Origin of the sequence: Aurantimonas sp. A3-2-R12 (assembly GCF_036016755.1) — a bacterium.
Classification (GTDB): Bacteria; Pseudomonadota; Alphaproteobacteria; order Rhizobiales; family Rhizobiaceae; genus Aurantimonas; species Aurantimonas coralicida_A.
Genome location: NZ_JAYXIH010000003.1, coordinates 48,731 through 71,890, shown reverse-complemented (window position 1 = coordinate 71,890; position 23,160 = coordinate 48,731). Strand labels below are relative to the sequence as shown.

The window sequence follows — 23,160 nt, the reverse complement described above, 5'->3', positions numbered from 1 at the left end:
GCGGACGAGCATATCCGCGACGTGCTGGTTCTCCCGCCCTGTCAGATCGCGTCGGTCTCGCCGGCGCCCGCCTTGAGCATCGCATCGATCTCCGCCCCGGCGACGGCCGCTTCCAGGCCGGCGAAACGGCCCTCTGTGACGATTTCGCGCATGCAATCGCGGATCGCCGCATGGGTGACGCGGGCAAGCGTCGAGCCGAGCGAAATGCGGCGGACGCCGAGCGCGGCGAATTCGGCGACGGAGAGACGCTGCAGCAGTCCGGCCGCGAGTGCGTTGACCGGCTTCGACACGGCACCGAGCACCCGGCGCAGTTCATCGATCCCGGGCGGCGCCGGGACGTAGAGAAGATCGGCGCCCGCCGTCTCGAAAGCCTTTATGCGGCGGATCGCCTCGTCGAGGTCGTAACTGCCGTTCATCACGCCGTCCGCACGGGCGCACAGGACGAAGGGGCGGCCCAGCGCGGAGACGGCCGAGGCCGCGGCGCGGATGCGGTCGACGGCGAGGTCGAACGGGTAGGCGGGGTTTCCCGGCGCCATCCGCGTATCCTCGATGGAGCCGCCCGACAGGCCGGCCTCGGCAGCCAGACGAACCGTTTGGGCGACGTCGCCGGGATCGTCGGCAAAGCCGTTTTCGAGATCGCCCGAGACCGGCAGGTCGGACGCCGCGACGATCGTTTCGGCATGGGCGAGCGCCTCGTCGCGCGTCACATGGCCCATGTCTGGCCGGCCGAGCGTGAAGGCGAAGCCGGCCGACGTGGTGGCGAGTGCCTTGGCGCCCGCAGCGGCCATCATGCGGGCCGAACCGGCATCCCAAGGATTGGGTATGACGAAACAGCCCGCCTGATGGAGGTCCTGAAAGGTCTGATGTCGGCGGGACAAGGACGTCATGCAGGTGCCCATTGCCGTTTCGGATGATGTCGCGACTCAAGCAAAGTCGGCGGGAAGCCCGCATGATCATCCGCGATCATGCAAGCTGAACCTTACGCAGAGACGGCCGTTTCTGTCGATCTCGACCCGCAGGTTTGCATTCGCGCGAGCGGCGGAATGCCGTTTCGGCCACTTCGCGGATGTGACGTTGCGTCGCAAGGACGTTTTCGGCGGCGTTTCGGAACTTTTGCGGCGTTTGGGAGTTGTTTAGTCAGCAACACAACCCAGTCATATCCGGCAGGGGAAAGGTATTTCAATGTCTGAACTGGCAAGAACGATCGTCAATCGACGTCGCCAGGCAGAGGTTTCGCGCCATTTGCGGAATCTCCCCACATTCGTCGTCTGCGAACGCATACCGGCACCGCTGCGCGAGCAATTGCGGCGCCTCGACGCGGCCGAAAAATCCGGTCTGCACGCGGCTGGTAATTCGCGCTGAACGAAGCAGAAATTCAGCCATCGCCTGAAGTCACGGTGCGCCGCGCCTAGCCCCCTGTCCGGGAAGCTCGGAGCGGCGCTGTCGTCTTTGACGGGCGGCACCTTTCATCCGAAAATCGCTTCTCCCTTTTAGAACGATGCGGGTGCGCCAGACCCATTGCGCCAGAACAGCCGGGCTTCGTATAGAAACGGCATGGACAAGCGGCCTTTCAAGCCGAAGCCGGTCACGCCCGAATGGCTATTCCGGGCGGCGGCGCATTATCTCGAACGCTATGCCTCGACCACGGCAAATTTGCGCCGGGTGTTGGAGCGCAAGGTGATGCGGCGTTCCCATGCACTTGGCGAGGACCCCGCCGTCTATGGCGATCTCATCGACGCGACGGTAGCCCGCTTCGTCGAGTTGAAACTCGTCGACGACCAGGCGTTCGCGGAGGCGCGCCTGGCGAGCCTGCGCCGGCGCGGGACGTCCAAGCGCATGGCGGCTGCGAAGCTCTCGGAAAAGGGCGTCGGCCGCGACCTCGTCGAGATGCTGCTGGCCAAGGACGACACCAGCGAACGCGACGCGGCTGCCGCCTACGCGAAGCGGCGGCGGCTTGGTCCGTACCGTCTGCGGGAGCGCACCGAGAGGCGCGACCGTGACGTAGCGGCGATGGTGCGGGCCGGATTCGGTTTTTCCGACGCCGCGGCGGTGATCGATGGTGAAGGCGCCGTTCACTGAGCGGATTGGTAGATTCACGCGCGCCCGCATCTCCTGAACGCGGGCGCGGCCAAGCAGCGCGCCCGACGCCGTACACAAGTGACGTTCCACGGGGCTGCCACCGTGGCCGCAGCCGCTTTCACATGGTCGCATCGCTGGAATGAGGCGTCCGTGCGGCATTGCCAGTTCCGCGCGATATCGTGTATGTGCCGAAGAAACAGGACGACAAGGGAGCCGTCACGTGGCCGAACTGCCGAATTACGACACCACCAATCCGGCCGATATGGACTATCCGGAGCACGAGCGGACCTATGCTCTGTTTCTCGCGATGTTCAAATGGGGCACGATCGTCTCGGTCGCCATTCTCGTCGGCATGACCGTGGGCCTGATGCTGGGCGGCGGGTTTCTCGGCGGTATCCTGAGCTTTGTCGTGCTCCTGGCGATCGCCTATTTCGTCGCTCGATAGGCGGCCTGCCGGCGGGAGAGACGGCAGGAATTTATGGCCATGCCAAGCGTGGCCATAAGATGCACCCGGTGATTGCAACCGATTTTCGGATAAGATCGTCGGATAGAATCATCCAGCGATTCGACATGAAGCGGCCTTTGCGCATCCGGATGGACGCAGGGCGCTAAAGGTTTGAGGGGAGGCGTTCCAAGTTGAAATTGTTCGTGCCAATGGAACGCGACGACGGGGAATCCCGGGTCGCGGCGTCGCCCGATACCGTGAAGAAGCTGACGGGTCTGGGCGCCAACGTCACCGTGGAAGCGGGGGCCGGGGAGCGCTCGCGCGTCACCGACGATGCGTTCAAGGCGGCTGGCGCCGCGATCGGCACGGCGAAGGACGCCTCCAATGCCGATATCGTTCTCAAGGTGCGCCGGCCTTCGCCCGTTGAACTGAAGACCTATAAATCGGGCGCGGTGGTGATCGCGACGATGGACCCCTATGGTCGCGACGAGGAGGTCAAGGCGATGGCCGAGGCCGGCATCCTCGCCTTCGCCATGGAATTCATGCCGCGCATCACCCGCGCGCAATCCATGGACATCCTGTCGTCCCAGGCCAATCTCGCCGGATACCAGGCCGTGGTCGACGCGGCGTATGAATTCGACCGGGCGTTTCCGATGATGATGACCGCGGCCGGGACCGTTCCCGCCGCGCGCGTCTTCGTCATGGGCGCCGGCGTTGCCGGTCTCCAGGCGATCGCCACGGCCAAGCGTCTCGGCGCCGCGGTGACCGCGACGGATGTGCGGCCCGCTGCAAAAGAACAGGTCGAGTCGCTCGGCGGCAAATTCATCGCGGTCGAGGACGAGGAGTTCAAGGCGGCGGAGACGGCCGGCGGTTACGCCAAGGAGATGTCGAAAGAGTATCAGGCCAAACAGGCCGAACTCGTCGCGTCGCACATCGCCAAACAGGACATCGTCATCACCACCGCCCTGATTCCTGGCCGGCCAGCGCCTCGGCTGGTCTCCAAGGCGATGGTCGAATCGATGAAGCCGGGTTCGATTGTGGTCGACCTCGCCGTCGAGCGCGGCGGCAATGTCGAGGGCGCCGAAGCCGGCAAGGTCGTGCAGATGGGGCCGGCGAAGATCGTCGGCCATCTCAACGTTCCGGGCCGGATCGCCGCCAGTGCGTCGCTGCTCTACGCCAAGAACCTTTCGAGTTTCCTGGAGACGATGATCGACAAGGAAACCAAGGCACTGAAGATCGATTTCGAGGATCCGCTGGTGCAGGCGACGCTGCTGACGCGCGACGGCAAGGTGGTGCATCCGAATTTCGCCAAGGAGCCGGCCGCGGGCTCCGGCGATAACGGCGCAGCCGAGACGGCCAAGGGAGAGGCGTGATGGAAAACGAGACCATTCGCAACACGCTGCAGCAGCTGAACGAGGCTGGTGCCGCCATTCGCGAGGCCCGCTCCGGTGTGGAAGGGCTGATGAGCTCCGGCATCACTGAAGCGGTCGGCGCAGCGACCGGAATCGACCCCTTCGTCTTCCATCTGGCGATCTTCGTGCTGGCGATCTTCGTCGGCTACTACGTCGTCTGGTCGGTGACCCCGGCGCTGCACACGCCGTTGATGTCGGTGACCAACGCCATCTCCTCGGTGATCATCGTCGGCGCGCTTCTGGCCGTCGGCATCTCGGCGTCGGGAATGGCCACGACCTTCGGATTCATCGGGCTGGTTCTGGCTTCGGTGAACATCTTCGGCGGCTTCCTCGTCACCCAGCGCATGCTGGCAATGTACAAGAAAAAAGAGAAGTGAGGCGGTAGCAGATCATGTCCGAGAATTTTGCCGCCTTCCTTTATCTCGTCTCCGGCGTCCTGTTCATCCTGGCGCTGAGGGGCCTGTCGCACCCGACCACCAGCCGCCAGGGCAATCTGTACGGCATGGTGGGCATGGGGATCGCCATCCTCACCACGCTGCTTCTGGCCGGCCCGTCCTTCGGCGGGCTGGTGCTGATCGTCCTCGGCATCGCCATTGGCGGCGGCGTCGGCGCGGTGACCGCCAAGCGCATCCCGATGACGGCGATGCCGCAGCTCGTCGCAGCCTTCCACAGCCTCGTCGGCTTGGCGGCCGTGATGGTCGCCGCCGCGGCGCTCTACGCGCCGGAAGCCATCGGCATCGGCACGGTTGGCGACATCCATGCCCAGGCACTGGTGGAAATGTCGATCGGCGTCGCCATCGGCGCTATCACCTTCACCGGCTCGATCATCGCCTTCCTGAAGCTCGACGGACGCATGAGCGGCAAGCCGATCATGCTGCCGCAACGCCACGTCATCAACATCGCCCTTGGCGTGGCGATGGTCGCCTTGGTCGTGGCCTTCGCGATCACCCAGAGCCACGTGCTGTTCTGGCTCATCGTTATCGTCGCGCTGGCGCTCGGCGTGTTGCTGATCGTTCCGATCGGCGGCGCCGACATGCCGGTCGTCGTCTCGATGCTGAACTCCTATTCGGGTTGGGCAGCCGCCGGTATCGGGTTTACGTTGCAAAATTTGGCATTGATCATCACCGGCGCGCTGGTCGGATCTTCCGGCGCGATCCTCTCCTACATCATGTGCAAGGGCATGAACCGGTCCTTCATTTCGGTCATTCTCGGTGGCTTTGGGGGTGAGAGCGGGCCGGCGGGCGTCGACGATCTCGGCGATCGCACGGTCAAGCAGGGTTCGGCCGAGGACGCGGCGTATCTGATGAAGAACGCCGGCCGGGTCATCATCGTGCCGGGCTATGGCATGGCGGTGGCGCAGGCTCAGCACGCGCTGCGCGAGATGGTGGACAAGCTCAAGGACGAGGGCGTCGAGGTCAAATACGCCATCCATCCGGTGGCGGGCCGCATGCCGGGGCACATGAACGTTCTCCTGGCTGAAGCCAACGTGCCCTATGACGACGTGTTCGAGCTCGAGGACATCAATTCGGAATTCGCCCAGACCGACGTCGCCTTCGTCATTGGCGCCAACGACGTGACCAACCCGTCGGCGCGCGACGACAAGGCCTCGCCGATCTACGGCATGCCGATCCTCAATGTCGATCAGGCAAAGACCTGCCTGTTCATCAAGCGTTCGCTAGCTTCGGGCTATGCCGGCATCGACAATACGTTGTTCTACAAGGACAACACCATGATGCTGTTCTCCGACGCCAAGAAGATGGTCGAGGACATCGTCAAGGCGCTTGCCGACTGACCACCAACGCCGATCGGCCGAGGGCATCGTCCCCGCTGTTTCCCTGTCATGAAAAAGGCCTGCCGGGTGTGGCAGGCCTTTTTCGTTTCTGCGGCGGCGTTAGCGACGACCGCGTTATTTCGGCTGCGGAACGACGACCACGGCGGCCGGCGGCGTGGCCACGGCAACGGCGGGCGCGAGCGTGAACTTCGCCACGCCGATGGCTGCGTTGATGCCTTCCTGGGCCTGCACGCTCACCGGCTGCAGCGAAAAGCTGTCGTTGTTGCCGCCGACGAGAACGCTGGCCCCGCCGCCGACAACGACGGACGCGTCAGCCGTCGCACCGACATAGGTGCCGGCCAGGCTGTTGGGGGTGTACAGGGTGCCGTCCGCCGAGACGACCGCCCAGGTCATCACGGTGCGGCCGGTGACGCCGACGTCGAGGCCGAACTTGTCGAGCGTCGCCGCATAGAGTTCAGGCGCGCCGCCTTCCGCGGGCGTGAATTCGCAGACCAGGTTGTCGGTCGAGCCGACGATGAAACCGGTCGAGCCGTCGCTGTTGCAGCCAAGGACGCCGACCTTGGTCTCGGCCGATGCGCCCGAGGCAAGCAGCGGGGTCGTGGCGAAGGCGGCGGCAAGCGCCAGCGAGGATAAAATGGTTTTCATGGGATGGTCCTTTCGTGGGTTATCCACTTCGGGGGAAGGAAGTCCCGGGAGGGCGGGAGGTTCCGTGCCCGGGATGTGGTCTTTTCGGGGCAGCCCGGGCCAAATCCGCTGCCCGGGCGATTGCCGGGCGCGCAAAATCATGATTACCTAACGTAAGAATATGCGGGGTGGCTCGAATGACGGACGCGACGGAAGAGGCCGGGGCGGCGAAACATCGGCAGGCAGTGGTGGTCATCCATGGCATGGGCGAGCAACGGCCGATGGCGACGTTGCGCTCCTTCGTTGAAGCGGTGTGGGTCGCCGACCGGAGGAAGGCGGGTGAATGCAGGAAGTACTGGGTCGTGCCCGATTCCCGTACCGGATCGGCCGAACTGTCCCGCATCACCACCTCGGCCGACAATGGTGTGCGGACAGACTTTTACGAATTCTACTGGGCCGACATCATGCAGGGAACGACCCTGCAGCACCTGCGGGCCTGGATCTTTGGACTGCTGTTGCGCTGGCCGCACCACGTGCCGAGCGATGTGTGGTGGGCGTGGGTGTGGCTGTGGGTAGTCACGCTCCTGACGGTCGCCTTGGCGGCCGAGGGTCTGTTCGGCGTGTTCAGTTCTGGGCTGGTGAAAACGACAGTCGACGTTGCAAATGGCTCCTCTGCGGAAGCCGGCTGGACGACGAAGACCGAGACCGGGGTCGTCGTGGGCGCGGTCGTGTCCGGCGGACTTTTTTATGTCCTGGCGAAACGACTCTTGCGGGAGAAGCGCAGGACGGTTTTGTCTGGGGGCTTTATCCTACTGGCTGCCGCCTTTGCCTTCGTGGGCATTGGATTTCTTCTACCCTGGCAGTCGATCTTGACCGTGAGCGTGGTCATGCTCCTGCTGTCGAGTGCGATCGGCATCCTCGTCCATCAGCTCGTCGTGCCGTATCTCGGCGATGTGGCTCGCTACGTGCGGTCTGAACCCGATACGGTGCAAAAGCGGCGGGAAATCCGCGAGCGGGGGCTTGCTCTATTGCGGGCGCTTCACCGCGAAGCCCCGCCGGCGACGCCGAAGGAAGGCGAGGGGGCGGGCGAGTCGGACCAAAAGGGACTCGAGGAGCCCGAACGATATGAGCGCATCGTCGTCGTGGGCCACAGCCTGGGCTCGATCATCGCTTATGATCTTCTCCGGCTTTTCTGGTTGGAGGCTGGCCCGAGCCGTGACCGTCCGATGGAACAACCCGTCCACAGTGCGCTCGGAGATCTTGTTACGTTTCTGGAGACAGGACCGGACCTGCACGATGAGGCCGTGCTTTCGACCTATCGAGAATTACAGCGCGCGGTTTCGCGAGCCATGGCCGCTGAGAGCGCGGCCTCTTCCGATGACGGTCCGCTTACTTGGCGGATCAGCGATTTTATCACCCTGGGCTGTCCGTTGACCCATGCCGAATTTCTGCTCGCGCGGGATGTGGATCGCCTCCAGAAGCTCGTTGAGGAACGGCAGATTGCGACGTCGCCGCCGTTGTCGAATGGACCAGGTACATGCGATTTTCGATACCAACCAGGCGACGACGGCGCGCATGCGAGAAATGTGGCAAAAGTTGCGCCTGACGGTCTTCCTCACCACGCGGCCATGTTCGCCGCCACGCGCTGGACGAACATCTACGACCGTCATTCGCCGTTCCGGGTATGGCGGGGCGACATCGTATCGGGTCCGGTACAGGGCAAGCCGGCGGCGGAGGGAAGTCAGGCGGAACCCGGCATGGGCCTCGGCATCCGCGATCGTCCCGTGCGGATACGCCGGCCGAACCCGGTGTTCCCGGGCGCTACCCGCTTCTTTACCCACACCCTCTATTGGGACTGCGACGTCGAGGCCGAACTCCTGTCCGGCGAGATCGCCGACGCTTATCGCTCGGGTCACGGCCCGGAGCACGTCAAGGTGCTGCGAGAGGCGATGGCCCTCGACGACCGCTGACCGGTCCTCCGGACGATGCCTCGGACGCCCCAGAGGTTGTCGCGTAAACGTGCGGCCAGCCGCTCTGAGCGGGCTGGGCGGCGAGCCGGCGTTGCCCATCCGGCTCAGGCGCCGCCTCTGGTGCGCGCCATGCCGTCCTTGGCCGGCTGGTATTTCGGATCGAGCTGCGCGGCACGGGAATAGGACTTTAAGGCCCGTCCACGGTCGCCTTTGCGTTCGTAGACCAGCGCCTGGTTGGTCCAGTACTCGGCCTTCTTGTCGTCGAGCTTCAGCGCCGTGTTGAAATCGGTGAAGGCGTTTTCCTCGTCGCCGAGCGCGAGATAGGAGACGCCGCGCCCGGAATAGGGCTCGGGCGCTGTGGCCTGCAACGAAATCGCCGTCGAAAAATCCTCGATCGCCTGTTTGTGCTGGCCGTCGATTTGATAGAGCAGGCCGCGGTTGTGATAGGCGCGCGGATCGGTGGTGTTCAGGTCGATCGCCCGCTGGAAATCGATGAGCGCCTCACGATTGCGGCCGGCGACCCGGTAGACGTTGCCGCGTCCGATATAAGCCGAATCGTAATTCGGATTGATCTGGAGTGCCGCGCTGTAGTCCTGGACGGCCTTCGCCTGCTGGTTGATCTGGCGGTAGACGAGCGCGCGGTTGGCGTAGGCCTGATAGAAATTCGGGTCGAGCTGGAGGGCGGTCGTGAAATCCTGGATCGCGGCGTCGTATTTGCCGGCGCGCCCATAGGCCGTACCCCGAACGTTGAGGGCTTCCGGATCGCGGGGATTGGCACTGACGGTCTGGGTCAGCGAGGCGATGTTCTGGTCAAGCCCCTGATTTTGATCGAGGGCGATCGCCGTGACGGCCGGTCCGTCCGATGTCGACTGGCACGCAGCGAGAACCGTCATCAGGCCGAGCACCGCAGCGGTGCGCCAAGTTGTTTTTGCGACTCGCCCCCCCGGTTCGATCACCGTGGGGCGTGTAATCGGACCGCGTGCGAACGCACGGGTGACAAGGCTCAGAGGCTGCGGCATCGATGAATTATTCCCTCGAGAGACGAATCAGGCCGGTCATCGGCCATCTGACCGGCCCGGACCGCATGGCCCGGATTGATCTTATGGACTCTTGCTGACCCATACGCAAAGAGGCGGCAGACTCGCGCCTCGACCGCCTCCGTTACAACCTCAAATCGCCGAAAGAATGGCGCAGCGCGCCGCTATTGTCGCCGATGCCCTAGTGACTGCGGCCGCCGCTCGCCAGACCTTCGCGCTGGGCCTGCTTGCGCGCCAGCTTGCGGGCGCGGCGGACCGCCTCGGCCTTTTCCCGGGCCCGCTTCTCCGAGGGTTTTTCGAAGAAATTGCGCATTTTCATTTCGCGAAAGATTCCCTCGCGTTGCATTTTCTTCTTGAGGGCACGGAGAGCCTGGTCGACGTTGTTGTCGCGGACAGATACCAGCACTGGATGTTCCATTTCTGACGTGTGGTGGGCGGTAGTTTGAACAATAGATCGATAACTTGGAAGCAATTCCGCGAAATCCGGCAGGCCCATAGCAGGTTGGAAGGACTTTGTCGAGGGACTGGGAAGGGGCCACAAGGTCCGGTGCTCGCCGCGGTCGTGAGCATATCGATGCGAGCGGGTGGGGAAGGGAACCTTGCCGCCGCCGCGCGGTTTCACGCGCATTCGATGATAGGGTGTCGCGCGACGGCTGCCCGGCAGCGGGGCGCGGTCGCGCGAGACACTGGCAGGAGGCTATTCAACACATGAACGAGATCAGACGGGAGCGCGCGGCGGTCGTCGCGACGGACGGCCTCAGGCGGATATCCTGGGGCGCGATCATCGCCGGTGCGTTGTTGGCCCTCGCCATCCAATTCATGCTGGGCTTGCTCGGGCTCGGCATCGGCCTTGCCACCATCGATCCGAACGGAGCGGAGAGCTTCGACGGCAACACGTTTGCATCCGTCGGCGGCCTGTGGACCGTCGCCGTCGTGCTGACCGGCCTCTTCGTCGGTGCCTATGCCGCCGGCCGACTTGCCGGCAGCTCGTCCAAAACCGATGCGATCCTCCATGGCGTTGTCACCTGGGCGACGTCGACGCTTCTGGTCGTCTTTTTGTTGACCAGCGGCGCCTCGGCCGTCCTCGGTGCCGCCTTCGGTGCGATCGGTGGCTCGATCCAGGGTTTGGCGCAGGCGTCGTCCGCGCTGTCTCCTGATACGATGTCCGACAGATCGTTGAACCGCGCGGCGGACGAGGCGTTGCGCCCGCGTGCCGGCGCTGTGCCGCCGGCCACGATCGAGCCAGCCGGAGAGGGTGAGGGGCTGCCGGCCGCAGTCGAGCCGACGCCGGTTGCGCCGGATAGCGCGACAATGGTCGCAACCGTTCTCACCGGCCTTGGCGAGCAAGCGACTCAAGACCAGCGTCAGGCCGCGAGCCGGGCCATCGCGCAACAGGCGGGAGTCCCGCTGGCAGAGGCGGAACAGCGGCTTCAGCAACTCCAGCAGACTTACGACAGCGCCAAGCGGGAGGCCCGGGTCGCCGCTGATGCGGCGGCCCGCGCAGTGGCCGCCGCCTCGTTCGCGGCATTCGTCGCCTTGGCTCTCGGTCTGATCGTGGGCGCACTCGGAGGTCTCCTCGGGCGCCCAAGAGGATTGCATATCGCCAGCCGGGTCTAATCCGGAAACGCAGTTTGAATGGTCGAAGCAGGCGGGCGCAGTGTGCCGTACCTGCTTCGACTGTGCGTCACCGGTTGTCGCGATTCGAGCATGGTGACGCCCCATCCTCGGTAAACATCGATGAAGACGCGATGACCGCTGAAGGTCCAGGGTCGGGGCGGGTTGCCGGAGGCGGCGGCGGAGCGCTACATCAGAGCGAGCCGTCGTCGAATGACGCCAGGTTTTAGGACGCGAGGCGAAAGATGCGGAAATTTTCGGCCTTTGCCATTGCGCGCGAGGCGATGCGCGGCCATTCCGGTTGGGGTGAGCAGTGGGCATCGCCCGAGCCGCGCCGCCAATACGAGGTCGTCATCGTCGGGGCCGGCGGCCACGGCCTCGCCACTGCCTACTATCTCGCCAAGGAACACGGCATCACCGATATCGCGGTGATCGAGAAGGGCTGGCTCGGCGGCGGCAATACCGGCCGCAACACCACGATCATCCGCTCCAATTATCTCTACGACGAGTCGGCCGCCATGTACGACCATGCGGTCAAGCTGTGGGAAGGGCTGAGCCAGGACCTCAACTACAACGTCATGTTTTCCCCGCGCGGCGTCCTGATGCTGTCGCACAATGTCCACGACGTGCAGGTCGCCAAGCGCCATGTCCACTCCAACCGGTTGAACGGCGTCGACAACGAGTGGCTGACGCCGGAAGAGTGCAAGGCGTACTGCCCGCCGCTGAATATCTCGAGGGACACGCGCTACCCGGTGGTGGGCGGCGCGCTGCAGCGGCGCGGCGGCACCGCTCGCCATGATGCTGTCGCCTGGGGCTATGCACGGGCGGCGTCGGCGCGCGGTATCCACGTCATCCAGAATACCGCCGTCACCGGCATAAGGCGTAGCGCCGACGGATCCGTGGCCGGCGTCGAGACCACACGCGGCTTCATCGGCGCAAGGAAGATCGGCGTCGTCGCGGCCGGCAACACCTCGGTGGTCATGGACATGGCCGGCGTCCGGATGCCGATCGAGAGCTTTCCGCTGCAGGCGCTGGTGTCGGAACCGGTCAAGCCCTGCTTTCCCTGCGTGGTCATGTCGAACACCGTCCACGCCTATGTCTCACAATCCGACAAGGGCGAACTCGTCATCGGCGCCGGCACCGACCAGTATCCGTCCTATTCGCAGACCGGCAGCCTGCACATCCTCAACCATACGGTGGACGCGATTTCGGAGATGTTTCCGATGTTCCGCCGCATGCGCATGCTGCGTTCCTGGGGCGGCATCGTCGACGTGACGCCCGACCGCTCGCCGATCCTGTCGAAGACGCCGGTAAAAGGGCTCTACGTCAATTGCGGCTGGGGTACCGGCGGCTTCAAGGCGACGCCCGGCTCCGGCCACGTTTTCGCCCACACCATCGCCCGTGACGAGCCGCACAGGATCAACGCCGCCTTCAGCCTCGACCGCTTCGAGACAGGCCGCTTCATCGACGAGGCGGCAGCCGCCGCCGTCGCGCACTGACCGCAGGGATCGTTTCCATGCTGCTGATCCATTGCCCCTATTGCCAGGAAAACCGACCAGAGCTCGAGTTCCGCCACGCCGGCGAAGCGCATATCGCGCGACCGGCCGCAGACGGGAAACCGGGACGCGCCGTCGCCGAGGCGCTCTACCTGCGTACGAATAATCGCGGCGTCGTCTTCGAACGCTGGCGCCACATCCATGGCTGCGGGCGCTTCTTCAACGCCGCGCGCCATTCGGTGTCGGACAAATTCCTCGCTTTCTACGAAGCCGGCGCGCCGAAGCCCGATGTCGGGGAGGGTGGACGATGAGCCGCTTCCGGCTTCCCGAGCACGGCCGCCTCAACAGCGCTCGCCGCATCCAGTTCCGCTTCGACGGCCAACGCTATGTGGGGCTGGAGGGCGACACGCTTGCCTCGGCACTCCTCGCCAACGGCGTGCATCTCACCGGTCGCTCGTTCAAATATCATCGGCCGCGCGGCATCCTGGGTTCCGGTCCGGAAGAGCCGAACGCGCTGGTCGAGATTTGCCGCGACGACGCCCGCCGCCAGCCCAATATCCGCGCGACCATGCAGCCGCTCTATGACGGGCTCGAAGCTATCAGCCAAAACCGCTGGCCTTCGCTCGGCTTCGACATCGGCGGCGCCAACGGGATATTCTCGCGCTTCCTGACCGCCGGCTTCTACTACAAGACCTTCATGTGGCCGAAGGCCTTCTGGCACCGGGTCTATGAGCCCTATATCCGGGCCGCTGCCGGCCTTGGGCGTGCGCCCGAGAAACCCGACCCCGAGCATTATGCCAACCGTTTCGAACATGTCGACGTGCTCGTCGCGGGTGGTGGCCCGGCCGGGCTCGCGGCTGCGCTGGCTGCCGGTGAGGCGGGCGCGAGCGTGCTCCTGTGCGACGAAGGGGCGAGCTTCGGCGGCTGGCTGAAGGGCGAGAGCGATACGACCATCGACGGGCTCGCCGCGATGGACTGGGTCGACGGCGTCGTCGCCCGGCTCGCGGGCATGGCCAATGTTCGCTTGATGCCGCGCACGACGGCCTTCGGCTATTACAACCACAACATGCTGGCGCTGGCCGAGCAGGTCACCGACCATTTGTCCGAGCCCGACCCGGCGCTGCCGCGTGAACGGCTGTGGCAGGTGCGGGCGAAGAATGTGGTGCTGGCGACGGGATCGATCGAGCGGCCGCTGGTGTTTCCCGACAATGACCGGCCGGGCATCATGCTGGCCGGGGCGGCGCGGCTCTATCTCAACCATTTCGGCGTCGCGGTGGGCCGCCACGTTGCGGTCTTCACCGCCCATGACGCGGCCTATGCGGCGGCGATCGATCTGAAACGGGCCGGCGTCGCCGTGCCGGTCATCGTCGATTTGCGGGCCGAACCGCCCGCCGACATCACCGCCGAGGCACGGGTGCTCGGGATCGAGGTTCTCGCCGGCTACGAGATCAAGACCGTGCGTGGCACCAGGCGCATTACGGGCTTCACTGTCGAGGAGCTGCGCTCGGGCCAGGACAATCGTCGCTTCGATTGCGACGCGCTGCTGATGTCGGGCGGCTATACGCCCTCGGTGCATCTGTTCTCCCAGTCGCGCGGCAAACTCGCCTTCGATCCGGCGCTCCAGGCCTATGTCCCGGCGGAGTCGGCCGAGGCTTGCGTCAGTGTCGGCGCGGCGGCGGGCGATTTCGATCTGGCGAAGACGATCGGATCGGCCCGCAATGCTGGCAGCGTCGCGGCGACCGGCAAGGCCGGAACAGCGGTAGCGGTTGCGGTCGAGGGGGCAGCGCCCTTCGGCGGCGGTATGGCGGGGGCGACGCCTGCCGCCGGCGCTGGAAAATTCGTCAAGGCCTTCATCGACTTCCAGAACGACGTGACGGCCAAGGACATCCGCTTCGCCGTCGCCGAGGGCTTCCGCTCGGTCGAGCACATCAAGCGCTTCACCACCACCGGCATGGCGACCGACCAGGGCAAGACGTCGAACATCCATGGCATCGGCGTTGCCGCCGAAGCACTGAGCCGTCCGATGCCAGAGGTCGGGTTGACCACGTTTCGCGCGCCGTTCACGCCGGTCACGTTCGGCACCATCGCCGGCTTCGCCAAGGGGCCGCTGTTCGATCCGACCCGGAAGACGCCGATCCACGACAGCGCCGAGGCCGAAGGAGCGGTGTTCGAGGACGTCAGCCTCTGGAAGCGGGCGTGGTATTTTCCGAAAGGCGCCGACATGCACGCCGCCGTCGGCCGCGAATGCCGGACGGTGCGCGAGGCGGCGGGCCTCTTCGACGCCTCTACCCTGGGCAAGATCGAGGTGGTCGGGCCGGACGCGGCGAAGTTCCTCGACGTGATCTATGCGACGCCGCTGGCAAGCCTGGCCATCGGCAAGTGCCGCTATGCGATCATGCTGAACGAGGCCGGCTTCATCATCGACGACGGCATCGTCGCCAGGATCGGCGAAGACCGTTATCACGTGACCACCACGACCGGCGGCGCGCCGCGCGTGCTCGAGTTGATGGAGGACTACCGGCAGACCGAGTTCCCGGATCTGAAAGTCTGGACGACCTCGGTCACCGAGCAATGGGCGGTGATCGCCGTGCAGGGGCCGAAAGCGCGGGAGACCGTCGCGCCCTTCGTCGAGGGGTTGGATATTTCGCCGGACGCCTTCAAGCACATGTCGGTGGCCGAATGCACCGTCATGGGCGTTGCCTGCCGGCTGTTCCGCGTCTCATTCACCGGCGAGACCGGCTACGAGATCAACGTGCCGGCCGATTACGGCCGCGCTGTCTGGGACAGGCTGCGCGAGCATGGTCGCGGTCTTGGTGCCGAACCGTATGGCACCGAGGCCATGCACGTTCTCAGAGCTGAAAAGGGCTATATCATCGTCGGCCAGGAGACCGACGGCACGGTGACGCCGGCCGACGCGGGGCTCGCCTGGGCGGTGTCGAAGAAGAAGACGGGCTTCGTCGGCAAGCGCGGGCTGGAGCGGTCCGATCTCCTGGCCCCCGGCCGCAAACAACTCGTCGGCCTCAAGACCGCGAACCCGCTGACCGTTCTGGAGGAAGGCGCGCAGATCGTCGCCGATCCGAACGAGGCCGTGCCGATGACCATGCTCGGCCATGTCACCTCGGCCTATCACTCCGACGCGATGGGACGTTCGATCGCGCTGGCGCTGGTCAAGGACGGCCGCAACCTGATCGGCCGCACGCTCTATGTTCCGATGCCGAAAGAGACGATCGCGGTAGAGGTGACGGACACGGTGTTCTTCGATCCGGAAGGGGAGCGGCTGCATGGCTGAGCGCAAGACGGCATCGAAGAAAACACCGATTGGCGTGGCATCGAAGGCGAAAAAGCCGACCAAGGCTGCGGCCAGGAAAACCGCGCCGCCCACTGCCGCGACGGCAGCGTCCGCCGCTGTGACCACCTCGCCGAGCCTGCAGCGCATGTCGCCGCTGGACGGGCGCTATGCGAGCGGGCCGGGCGTGACGCTGACGCCGATCGCCCCGCGCCAACGCCTCAGCCTGCGCGCCGACGCGCAATCGCTAAAGGCGGTGGAAGCCAGGCTCGGCGTGGCGCTTCCTAGCCGTCCGAAGACGACCGCGACCGCGAACGGCCTTTCGGCCCTCTGGCTCGGTCCCGACGAGTGGCTGGTGCTCGCCGACGTTGACGCGGCGGAGGTCGAACCGTTGCCGGCAAGGCTTGCAGACGTCGCCGGCATCTCGGTTGTCGACGTGTCGCACCGCAATGTCGCAATCGCGGTCGAAGGACCGGCGGCGGAGGCGGTGATCGCGGCGGGCTGCCCGCAGGACATTCGGCTTGGCAGTTTTCCGGTCGGGGCGGCGAGCCGGACGATCCTCTCGAAGACGGAGATCGTCCTGTGGCGGACCGGTGAGCAGCGCTTCGAGATCGAATGCTGGCGAAGCTTCTCCGATTACGCCTGGACATTTCTGGCCGAGGCGGCGGGTTCGCCGGCGGTTTGATCGCGATGGCAGCACGGGGCGGGTCCAGGATATGGAAACGCCGCGCGTTCTGACGAACACGCGGCGTTGTCGCTAACGGTCAAGCGTTCGGCTTGAGGTGTCCCGTCTTGGCCGGGCTCAGAACTCTTCCCAGCTGTCGGTGTTGGTCTGTTCGGCACGGGCGGCGCCGCCCGTGCCGGTGGTCTTCATCTGCGGTACGCCGCGCGATGGCGTGCCCGGCCGTGCCCGGTTGGCGGCGGCGTTGCCACCCGACCGCGAGGCCTGGNGTTCGGCTTGAGGTGTCCCGTCTTGGCCGGGCTCAGAACTCTTCCCAGCTGTCGGTGTTGGTCTGTTCGGCACGGGCGGCGCCGCCCGTGCCGGTGGTCTTCATCTGCGGCACGCCGCGCGATGGCGTGGCGGAACGGCCAGATTGGGCAGGATTGGAACGCGACCGCGAGGTCTGGCCGGCCGAGCCGGTCTTGAACTGCGCCATCGCGCTCGCCAGTTCCTCGGTCTCGTTGGTCAGGGTCTGGCTCGCAGCCGTCGCCTCTTCCACCATCGCCGCGTTCTGCTGCGTCACCTTGTCCATCTGATCGGCCGCGCCGGAGACTTCCCTGAGGCTGGTCGCCTGTTCCTTGGCGCTCACCGCGATCGTCGCGATCAGCTCGGCCATCGAACTCACCTCGGCGACGATCTCGTCCAGCGACTTGCCAGACGCGGTGACCAGCTCGACGCCGCTCTCCACCTGGCTGCGCGAGGTCGCGATCAGCGTCTTGATCTCTTTCGCCGCTTCGGCCGAGCGCTGGGCCAGCCCGCGCACTTCCTGGGCGACCACCGCAAAGCCCTTGCCGGCCTCGCCGGCCCGCGCCGCCTCGACACCGGCGTTCAAGGCCAGCAAATTGGTCTGGAAGGCGATCTCGTCGATCACGCCGATGATCTGGTTGATCTGCTCGGAGGACTTTTCGATCTGGCTCATTGCCGCGACCGCCTGGCCGACGATCTCGCCGCCCTTCTGGGCTTTGCCGCGGGCGGTACTGGCCGCCGTCTGCGCCTTGCCGGCGCCGTCGGCCGTCTCGTTCACCGCCGTCGTCACTTCGCCCAGCGCCGCAACCGTCTCTTCCAGGTTCGCCGCCTGCTGCTCGGTGCGCTGCGCCAGATCGTTCGAGGCCGTGTTGATCTCCGAAAGGCCCGACCGGATCGATCCGATCGATGTCACCACATTGCCGATCGCGCCTTCCAGCTTGCCGACGCTGTCGTTGAACTTGATGCGAATGGGCTCGAATTCCGGTGCGAACGAGCGATCCAGTCGGACCGTGAGATCTCCTTGAGAAAGATTCTCCAACCCATGCGACAGGTTCTCGACCACGAAACTTTGCGCCTTGGACTGTTCGAGCCGGGTCGCCGTCTCCCGCTCTGCGCTGTCCATCTCCTGCCGACGGCGCTCCTCGGCCTCGTCTGCGTCACGGCGCGCCCGTGCTGTCACGACTTCCTGGAAGGCAAGCACGCCGCGCCCAATCTCGCCGAGCTCGTCTTTGCGATTGGCGCCCTTGAGCGAAACGTCCGTCCGGCCCTCGACCAGCTGCTGCATGTCGCTGGCCAATTCCTGGATCGGCGTGACGACCGAGCGCCGGGCAAAGAATGTCAGACCCAAGGCGAACAACGTTCCAATACCGACCGCCGTACCCATTAAATTACGTCCGATCGCCGCACTGGCTGTCGCCCGTTGCGATGCCGCAACGGCCTCCGATTCAATTACTTCCGCGACGTGCGCCATCGCATTCTCAAGGATCGAGAACTGCTCCTGGAATACGCCCATTCTCGACATCGCTGCCGTGGGATTCCTCGCGGCCAGTGTGGTTAAGTCGACGGCGAGAGCCGTATATTCCTCCATAGGCACTTTGACGTCGTCCAAACTCTTGCGAATTTCCGGATCCTGCGCGAGCTCGCCGTTTTCAGCGATAGCCTGGTAAAAGATTCCGGTATGCTCGGCAACGTCTGCCTTTACCGTTTCCAAGTCGATATTCGCCGATGGATCCGCGGCGAGAACAGATGCAAGGACGTCCGATCGCAGCGCGTCATGCATCATGTCCGCCTGCATATGGTTCCGCAGGACTTGGGACGACCTTAGTGTCTCTTCCAGCCCATCGCGGAGCTGCCCCGTCATCCAGAAACCGGTCGCGGCCGTTCCGGACACAAGAAGGAAAACCAAGACTCCCAGCAGAGTCATCTTGTTCTTGATACTTTTCAACATAGCCTGCGCCCCTCGAAAATGCGGGATTTCTTATTTTTTGGCGCCATCGGAACGATTGCGCCGAGTTCCTAAATTTAATTCACCTGGGCGCATCGTGCGCCAGATGAGGCTCATGTCGCGAGGAGGGCGTAGGGAGAAAGCGCCGCATAAGGGGCGACATAGTCCGGATGCTTTTCCTCATTTCAATCGATCGGCGCGAAGCTAGGGCACCCTTAGGGAAGGGGTCGGTAGCGACACCGTTCGATGGAGCCGGAACATCAGAGATATTGGTTACCAATCCGTTATTTTTGGAGAAATACCGACTGTCGCCTCAATAATTTATTTTCATTATATTTCAATGTGACGCTTATACTAAATGACAATTAGGTAAATCCTGAAGCGGAGAGTCGCCCCTTTCGCAGGGAAAGGCTCCCCGAATGAACGGTAAGCACGGGCCGATGGCGGTTTCCATGCCGTCATCGGACTCCTTACGCAGCGGCAAGATGTCGCAGGGAAATCCCCTTGCGCCAGGCCACGCAAATCGCGGCCGAAAGCATGCAACAGAGACCGCGCATCGCGAGCGGCATACGCTTTGAGGGGGAAAGTTGATTCGGTCCGTCACCGCCGACCTGAAACAACAGATCAACCGCACTGGCCTTCGTGATGGCCACTTTTCACGGCTACCACCGTGCGCCGGGCACCAGGAGTATGCCTGCACCCCTCGGGCCTGCGGGGAGCGAGCGCCGGTGTGTCAGCCGATAAAATTGAAGAAGTAGCTCGCCAGGGCGAGAATGACGCCGACGATCACGGTCGGAATGAGGATGCTCTCGCTCTGACGCACGCCGTCATCTTCCAAACCGGCCTCATCGGCTGGACGAGATCGCAGGTGGAAACCACGACGACCGAGCTTGACGGTTTGCGGGACCCATTCGGCCGGCCCTAGGCGGAACGGGGTGTGGTGAATGAACGGGGTGGCCGTCCGTTGTTGAGCCGCTGCCTTTTGCCCTGACCTGCGCATTCGAGGGTGTACAGGGAAAGCTAGCTTGGCCCGCGCTCGGGGAGCGGCGGAGGCGTCCGGATGGCCGGGCGTAAGAGAACGCTGCGCAACGCCGATTCCGGCGAACATCAAGTCTGAATCGACCCCGAATGGCGATGGGAATGCCGAAACACCGCGTGTCATAGTGATTACCTCCACCTTGAGGAAACGCGGAAACCGACGATTGGTTCAATTGAGTAAAGGCTCGGCAAAACTGAGTGACGGCCACGCAGAACGGATGCGGATAAAGGCATGATCGCGCACCGCGGGGTCCTTCAACCGATTTTAATATGCGCGGGCGCCGTCATGCATCTGGACGGCGCCGCGCCGGCGCCCCAGAAGAAAGCCATGGGAAGCGGCGAGGCTCTTGATGCCCGCCGGCGAGGCAAAGGAGCAAGTGAATGCTGAGAACAGATACCGTCCGGAACATCCTGTCCTGGTACGAGGGCGAGACCCCGGGCCTGAAGAGCAATCTTTCACGGCTCCTGATGCATGGCCGGCTGGCGGGGACCGGACGGGTGGTGATCCTGCCGGTCGATCAGGGCTTCGAGCACGGACCGGCGCGCAGCTTCGCCCCCAACCCGGTCGCGTACGACCCGCATTATCTTTACGAACTGGCGATCGATTCCGGCGTTTCGGGCTATGCCGCGCCGCTCGGGCTTCTGGAGCAGGGCGCCGACACGTTCGCCGGCGAAGTGCCGTTGATTCTCAAGCTCAACAGCGGCAATTCCCTCGTTGGTGGCAGCGACCAGGCGCTGACCGGCAAGGTCGAAGACGCGATGCGGCTGGGCTGCGTCGGCGTCGGGTTCACCATCTATCCGGGATCCGACCACTCCTACGACATGATGGAGGAACTGCGTGAGATCAGTCTCGAGGCGAAGTCGCGCGGGCTGATGACCGTCGTCTGGTCCTATCCGCGTGGGGGCAAGGTTTCCAAGGAGGGTGAAACCGGCTTCGATATCATCGCCTATGCGGCGCATATGGCAGCATTGATGGGCGCGACCATCATCAAGGTGAAACTGCCGACCGCCCATATCGACCTCGACGCGGCGAAGCCGATCTACGAGAAGCACGCCATCCCGCGGGAAGCCGCCGCCGACCGCGTCCGCCACATCATGCAGGCAGCCTTTGCGGGCAAACGAATCGTCGTCTTTTCCGGCGGCGCGGCGAAGAACACCGACGAGCTCCTGGACGAGGTCCGCGCCATCCGGGACGGCGGCGGCAACGGATCGATCATCGGCCGCAATTCGTTCCAGCGCAGCAAGGAAGAGGCGATCGCACTGCTGAACCAGGTAATGGACGTCTACGCCTGATCGATGGCGACAACGCTTCGGCCCGGCGTAGAGCGGACGCCGGGTTGAAACGACAACGGCCGCCCTTGGGCGGCCGTCATATTCGATTGGTGCGAGAATGGCGTCGAAAGCCTATTGCGCGGCCGCAGCAGCGAGCGCTTCGGCCGGATCGCGGTCCTTGCCCTCTTCGTCGAAGCCGGCGAGATAGGCGATAACGTTGGTCAGATCTTCCGGCTTCTTCAGCCCGGGAAAGGCCATCTTGGTGCCCTTCACGACAGCGCGGGGGTCGCTGAGCCACTCTGTCAGCAGCGCTTCATTCCACACGGGCTTGTCAGCTGCCCATTCCTGGAAGGCGGGCGAAAAACTGTAACCCTCGACTGCCCCAGGCTTTTCACCGACCAAGCTGTTGAGTTCCGGGCCGATCTTGTTTTTGGCGCCTTCACCGACGGCGTGACACGCTCGGCATTTGTTGAAGACCTTCTTGCCGGCGTCCGCGTCGCCGACGGTCTGGGCCGTCGCTCCCGACGCCATGGTCAGCGTCAAGATCGTGCCAGCGGCCAAAATCAGATTACGCATAAGTCCTCCATGCAGTGCTGTGCTCTTCTTAGCGGGAATATAAAGGCGCGCCGCACAATAGCAATCATTTGAAAGGGGCGGCGCTTGTGTGGCCGCGGCGGTGCGTGCGGTTTCGGGGCCGGCGGTGATCACGCGCGGCTAACGCAAATGTGAGCCGTAATTAACGCGGGTTGACGGGATGAATTATATATCGGGTGAGGCGGGGCCGCAGCGTTCTTTCTCCGCAGAATTCAATATTCATCGTCGTTGCGAAGGATTGCAACACGCCCGGTCCGCGCCGTCTGTCAGTATAAATGGAATTTTTCGGCTGCTGCCATTGCGCGATGCGAGCGGACTGACGAGGGATTCATACGTCGGCATTCGGGGCTTCAGATCGTGACAAGGCGCAATTCGATTTCCTTCGGGTAACCCGCGCGTCTATTCGCTAGGAATTCTATCCGACACAACTTTGCCATGTTTGTTAAGCGCCCCAGGTCAGGCCGAACTTGGCGTAAACCATCGATTTTAAGAGGAAATCAACGACCGAAGGTTACGAATAATTCACGACGTCGGGCCCGATCGGAATTCGCGTTGCGGATCGGCAACACGACGGAGGAGAACCTATTCCTGCCATTTTTCCGGCACGGAGACGGACCATATCAACTCCCGAACCCGCCAGCCGGGTCGGGAAATCCGGGCGCCACGCGGACGTGGCGTCGGGAAGAGAGTCGCGACTGCGACAGAATGGAGTACAGTTATGAAACGCTTTGCATTGCTTCTCGCCTCGACGGCGTTCGTCACCCCGGCGCTCGCCGCCGACCCGGTCTATGAGGAAGCCCCTGCGCCGGCACCGATGATGATCGAGCAGGTCGCTACGACTAGCACGTGGACCGGCCTCTACATCGGTGGCCAGGCTGGCGTCGCCTTCAGTGGCGATGACGATGGCGCGCGCTTCGACACCAACAACACCGGTGTTTTCGGCAACGGCACCTTTAACGGTGACGATAACAACGCCGGCTTCATCGGCGGCGCGCATATCGGCTACGACTACCAGATGCCGAACAACTTCGTCATCGGCGCGGTCGCCGACATCAACTACATCGATGCGGAGACCAACCGGTCCTACACCACGCCGGGCGGCTCGACCTTCACGTCCAATAGCGAGATCAACTATCTCGGTACGGTTCGCGCTCGTCTCGGCTACGCCATGGACAGCGTCCTGCTCTATGGTACGGGCGGTCTCGCCTATGCCGGCGTCGACAATACGATGACTGCGCCGAGCGGCGGCGCCTTCACCGGCTATACGTTTACGCAGGATGGCGACGACGCGGATGTCGGTTATGCGGTCGGCGGCGGTGTCGACGTGATGGCCACCCAGAACATCTCGTTCGGCGTCGAGTACCTCTACACCAATCTCGGCTCGAACGATCAGACGATCACCGGGACCAACGGTACCAACACGGTGAACTTCACCTCGGAGTCGAACGACAACGATCTCGACTTCCACACGATCTGGGCGAAGGCGTCCTATCGCTTCAACTAAGGCGTTCTGCCGTCGGTCGGGCGCGTCAAGCGTCCGGCTTTCAGACTAAAGCCCGTCGGATCATGCGATCCGGCGGGCTTTTTTG

The 23,160-nt window shown here is 64.1% G+C and carries 20 protein-coding genes; 13 read left to right on the top strand and 7 right to left on the bottom strand.

Annotated elements, in window-relative coordinates:
• Positions 1 to 41 precede the first annotated feature (41 nt).
• Complete coding sequence (locus tag VSX60_RS02470; RefSeq protein WP_327622562.1) at positions 42 to 887, bottom strand: isocitrate lyase/PEP mutase family protein; 846 nt, start codon at positions 885 to 887, stop codon at positions 42 to 44.
• A 667-nt stretch (positions 888 to 1,554) separates the two neighbouring features.
• Here VSX60_RS02470 and VSX60_RS02465 point away from each other — a divergent pair.
• The 5 genes from VSX60_RS02465 to VSX60_RS02445 all read left to right on the top strand — a co-directional run bounded on the left by VSX60_RS02465 (position 1,555) and on the right by VSX60_RS02445 (position 5,728).
• Positions 1,555 to 2,079 (top strand): regulatory protein RecX, encoded by a 525-nt coding sequence (locus VSX60_RS02465; RefSeq protein WP_327622561.1) that lies wholly within the window; start codon positions 1,555 to 1,557, stop codon positions 2,077 to 2,079.
• 220 nt (positions 2,080 to 2,299) lie between these two features.
• Positions 2,300 to 2,524 (top strand): aa3-type cytochrome c oxidase subunit IV, encoded by a 225-nt coding sequence (locus VSX60_RS02460; protein ID WP_327622560.1) that lies wholly within the window; start codon positions 2,300 to 2,302, stop codon positions 2,522 to 2,524.
• A 209-nt stretch (positions 2,525 to 2,733) separates the two neighbouring features.
• Complete coding sequence (locus VSX60_RS02455; RefSeq protein ID WP_327622559.1) at positions 2,734 to 3,897, top strand: Re/Si-specific NAD(P)(+) transhydrogenase subunit alpha; 1,164 nt, start codon at positions 2,734 to 2,736, stop codon at positions 3,895 to 3,897.
• Positions 3,897 to 4,313: a proton-translocating transhydrogenase family protein gene (locus VSX60_RS02450; RefSeq protein ID WP_327622558.1), complete on the top strand. Its 417-nt coding sequence runs from the start codon at positions 3,897 to 3,899 to the stop codon at positions 4,311 to 4,313. The genes VSX60_RS02455 and VSX60_RS02450 overlap by 1 nt, the downstream gene beginning before the upstream one ends.
• Before the next feature lie 14 nt (positions 4,314 to 4,327).
• The gene (locus VSX60_RS02445) at positions 4,328 to 5,728 is read left to right on the top strand and encodes an NAD(P)(+) transhydrogenase (Re/Si-specific) subunit beta (protein ID WP_327622557.1); all 1,401 of its coding nucleotides are present in this window, start codon (positions 4,328 to 4,330) and stop codon (positions 5,726 to 5,728) included.
• Between the two features lie 114 nt (positions 5,729 to 5,842).
• On the opposite strand, the gene VSX60_RS02440 is transcribed toward VSX60_RS02445, so the two are convergent.
• Complete coding sequence (locus VSX60_RS02440) at positions 5,843 to 6,373, bottom strand: DUF992 domain-containing protein (RefSeq protein ID WP_327622556.1); 531 nt, start codon at positions 6,371 to 6,373, stop codon at positions 5,843 to 5,845.
• Between the two features lie 176 nt (positions 6,374 to 6,549).
• On the opposite strand from VSX60_RS02440, the gene VSX60_RS02435 reads away from it, so the two are divergent.
• A complete protein-coding gene (locus VSX60_RS02435; protein WP_327622555.1) occupies positions 6,550 to 8,322 on the top strand; it encodes a hypothetical protein in 1,773 nt (590 codons plus the stop codon).
• 104 nt (positions 8,323 to 8,426) lie between these two features.
• Here the strand turns inward: VSX60_RS02435 and VSX60_RS02430 are convergent, their stop codons facing one another.
• Complete coding sequence (locus tag VSX60_RS02430; protein ID WP_442873038.1) at positions 8,427 to 9,341, bottom strand: tetratricopeptide repeat protein; 915 nt, start codon at positions 9,339 to 9,341, stop codon at positions 8,427 to 8,429.
• Positions 9,342 to 9,540: 199 nt separating this feature from the next.
• Positions 9,541 to 9,765, bottom strand: coding sequence for a 30S ribosomal protein S21 (rpsU, locus tag VSX60_RS02425; RefSeq protein ID WP_327622661.1), 225 nt, complete (start codon positions 9,763 to 9,765; stop codon positions 9,541 to 9,543).
• A 302-nt stretch (positions 9,766 to 10,067) separates the two neighbouring features.
• Here rpsU and VSX60_RS02420 point away from each other — a divergent pair, with 302 nt between their 5' ends.
• The 5 genes from VSX60_RS02420 (at position 10,068) to VSX60_RS02400 (ending at position 16,440) form a co-directional block, all read left to right on the top strand.
• Entirely contained in the window at positions 10,068 to 10,976 is a 909-nt protein-coding gene (locus tag VSX60_RS02420) for a hypothetical protein (protein WP_327622552.1), read from the top strand.
• 242 nt (positions 10,977 to 11,218) lie between these two features.
• Positions 11,219 to 12,472, top strand: coding sequence for a sarcosine oxidase subunit beta family protein (locus tag VSX60_RS02415; protein ID WP_327622551.1), 1,254 nt, complete (start codon positions 11,219 to 11,221; stop codon positions 12,470 to 12,472).
• Positions 12,473 to 12,489: 17 nt separating this feature from the next.
• Complete coding sequence (locus VSX60_RS02410; RefSeq protein ID WP_327622550.1) at positions 12,490 to 12,780, top strand: sarcosine oxidase subunit delta; 291 nt, start codon at positions 12,490 to 12,492, stop codon at positions 12,778 to 12,780.
• Positions 12,777 to 15,758 (top strand): sarcosine oxidase subunit alpha family protein, encoded by a 2,982-nt coding sequence (locus VSX60_RS02405; RefSeq protein ID WP_327622549.1) that lies wholly within the window; start codon positions 12,777 to 12,779, stop codon positions 15,756 to 15,758. Before VSX60_RS02410 ends, VSX60_RS02405 begins: the two co-directional genes overlap by 4 nt.
• Before the next feature lie 145 nt (positions 15,759 to 15,903).
• Positions 15,904 to 16,440: a sarcosine oxidase subunit gamma gene (locus VSX60_RS02400; RefSeq protein WP_442873041.1), complete on the top strand. Its 537-nt coding sequence runs from the start codon at positions 15,904 to 15,906 to the stop codon at positions 16,438 to 16,440.
• Positions 16,441 to 16,738: 298 nt separating this feature from the next.
• Here VSX60_RS02400 and VSX60_RS02395 read toward each other — a convergent pair whose 3' ends face one another.
• Together VSX60_RS02395 and VSX60_RS02390 are read right to left on the bottom strand one after the other, a co-directional pair.
• Positions 16,739 to 18,235 carry a methyl-accepting chemotaxis protein gene (locus VSX60_RS02395; RefSeq protein WP_327622547.1) on the bottom strand — a complete coding sequence of 499 codons (1,497 nt, stop codon included), beginning with the start codon at positions 18,233 to 18,235 and terminating at the stop codon, positions 16,739 to 16,741.
• A gap of 1,165 nt (positions 18,236 to 19,400) precedes the next feature.
• Complete coding sequence (locus VSX60_RS02390) at positions 19,401 to 19,775, bottom strand: hypothetical protein (protein WP_327622546.1); 375 nt, start codon at positions 19,773 to 19,775, stop codon at positions 19,401 to 19,403.
• Positions 19,776 to 20,086: 311 nt separating this feature from the next.
• On the opposite strand from VSX60_RS02390, the gene VSX60_RS02385 reads away from it, so the two are divergent.
• Entirely contained in the window at positions 20,087 to 20,998 is a 912-nt protein-coding gene (locus tag VSX60_RS02385) for a class I fructose-bisphosphate aldolase (RefSeq protein WP_327622545.1), read from the top strand.
• A 111-nt stretch (positions 20,999 to 21,109) separates the two neighbouring features.
• On the opposite strand, the gene VSX60_RS02380 is transcribed toward VSX60_RS02385, so the two are convergent.
• Positions 21,110 to 21,685: a c-type cytochrome gene (locus VSX60_RS02380; RefSeq protein ID WP_327622544.1), complete on the bottom strand. Its 576-nt coding sequence runs from the start codon at positions 21,683 to 21,685 to the stop codon at positions 21,110 to 21,112.
• A 604-nt stretch (positions 21,686 to 22,289) separates the two neighbouring features.
• Here VSX60_RS02380 and VSX60_RS02375 point away from each other — a divergent pair.
• Positions 22,290 to 23,075: an outer membrane protein gene (locus VSX60_RS02375; RefSeq protein ID WP_327622543.1), complete on the top strand. Its 786-nt coding sequence runs from the start codon at positions 22,290 to 22,292 to the stop codon at positions 23,073 to 23,075.
• Positions 23,076 to 23,160: the final 85 nt, after the last annotated feature.

Coding starts and splice junctions, on each gene's coding strand:
- VSX60_RS02435 (WP_327622555.1), top strand. CDS start 6,550: ATGACGGACGCGACGGAAGAGGCCGGGGCGGCGAAACATCGGCAGGCA.
- VSX60_RS02470 (WP_327622562.1), bottom strand. CDS start 887: ATGACGTCCTTGTCCCGCCGACATCAGACCTTTCAGGACCTCCATCAG.
- VSX60_RS02430 (WP_442873038.1), bottom strand. CDS start 9,341: ATGCCGCAGCCTCTGAGCCTTGTCACCCGTGCGTTCGCACGCGGTCCG.
- VSX60_RS02440 (WP_327622556.1), bottom strand. CDS start 6,373: ATGAAAACCATTTTATCCTCGCTGGCGCTTGCCGCCGCCTTCGCCACG.
- VSX60_RS02455 (WP_327622559.1), top strand. CDS start 2,734: ATGGAACGCGACGACGGGGAATCCCGGGTCGCGGCGTCGCCCGATACC.
- VSX60_RS02415 (WP_327622551.1), top strand. CDS start 11,219: ATGCGGAAATTTTCGGCCTTTGCCATTGCGCGCGAGGCGATGCGCGGC.
- VSX60_RS02385 (WP_327622545.1), top strand. CDS start 20,087: ATGCTGAGAACAGATACCGTCCGGAACATCCTGTCCTGGTACGAGGGC.
- VSX60_RS02445 (WP_327622557.1), top strand. CDS start 4,328: ATGTCCGAGAATTTTGCCGCCTTCCTTTATCTCGTCTCCGGCGTCCTG.
- VSX60_RS02450 (WP_327622558.1), top strand. CDS start 3,897: ATGGAAAACGAGACCATTCGCAACACGCTGCAGCAGCTGAACGAGGCT.
- VSX60_RS02420 (WP_327622552.1), top strand. CDS start 10,068: ATGAACGAGATCAGACGGGAGCGCGCGGCGGTCGTCGCGACGGACGGC.
- VSX60_RS02395 (WP_327622547.1), bottom strand. CDS start 18,235: ATGGGCGTATTCCAGGAGCAGTTCTCGATCCTTGAGAATGCGATGGCG.
- VSX60_RS02375 (WP_327622543.1), top strand. CDS start 22,290: ATGAAACGCTTTGCATTGCTTCTCGCCTCGACGGCGTTCGTCACCCCG.
- VSX60_RS02390 (WP_327622546.1), bottom strand. CDS start 19,775: ATGTTCGCCGGAATCGGCGTTGCGCAGCGTTCTCTTACGCCCGGCCAT.
- VSX60_RS02400 (WP_442873041.1), top strand. CDS start 15,904: ATGTCGCCGCTGGACGGGCGCTATGCGAGCGGGCCGGGCGTGACGCTG.
- VSX60_RS02405 (WP_327622549.1), top strand. CDS start 12,777: ATGAGCCGCTTCCGGCTTCCCGAGCACGGCCGCCTCAACAGCGCTCGC.
- VSX60_RS02465 (WP_327622561.1), top strand. CDS start 1,555: ATGGACAAGCGGCCTTTCAAGCCGAAGCCGGTCACGCCCGAATGGCTA.
- VSX60_RS02410 (WP_327622550.1), top strand. CDS start 12,490: ATGCTGCTGATCCATTGCCCCTATTGCCAGGAAAACCGACCAGAGCTC.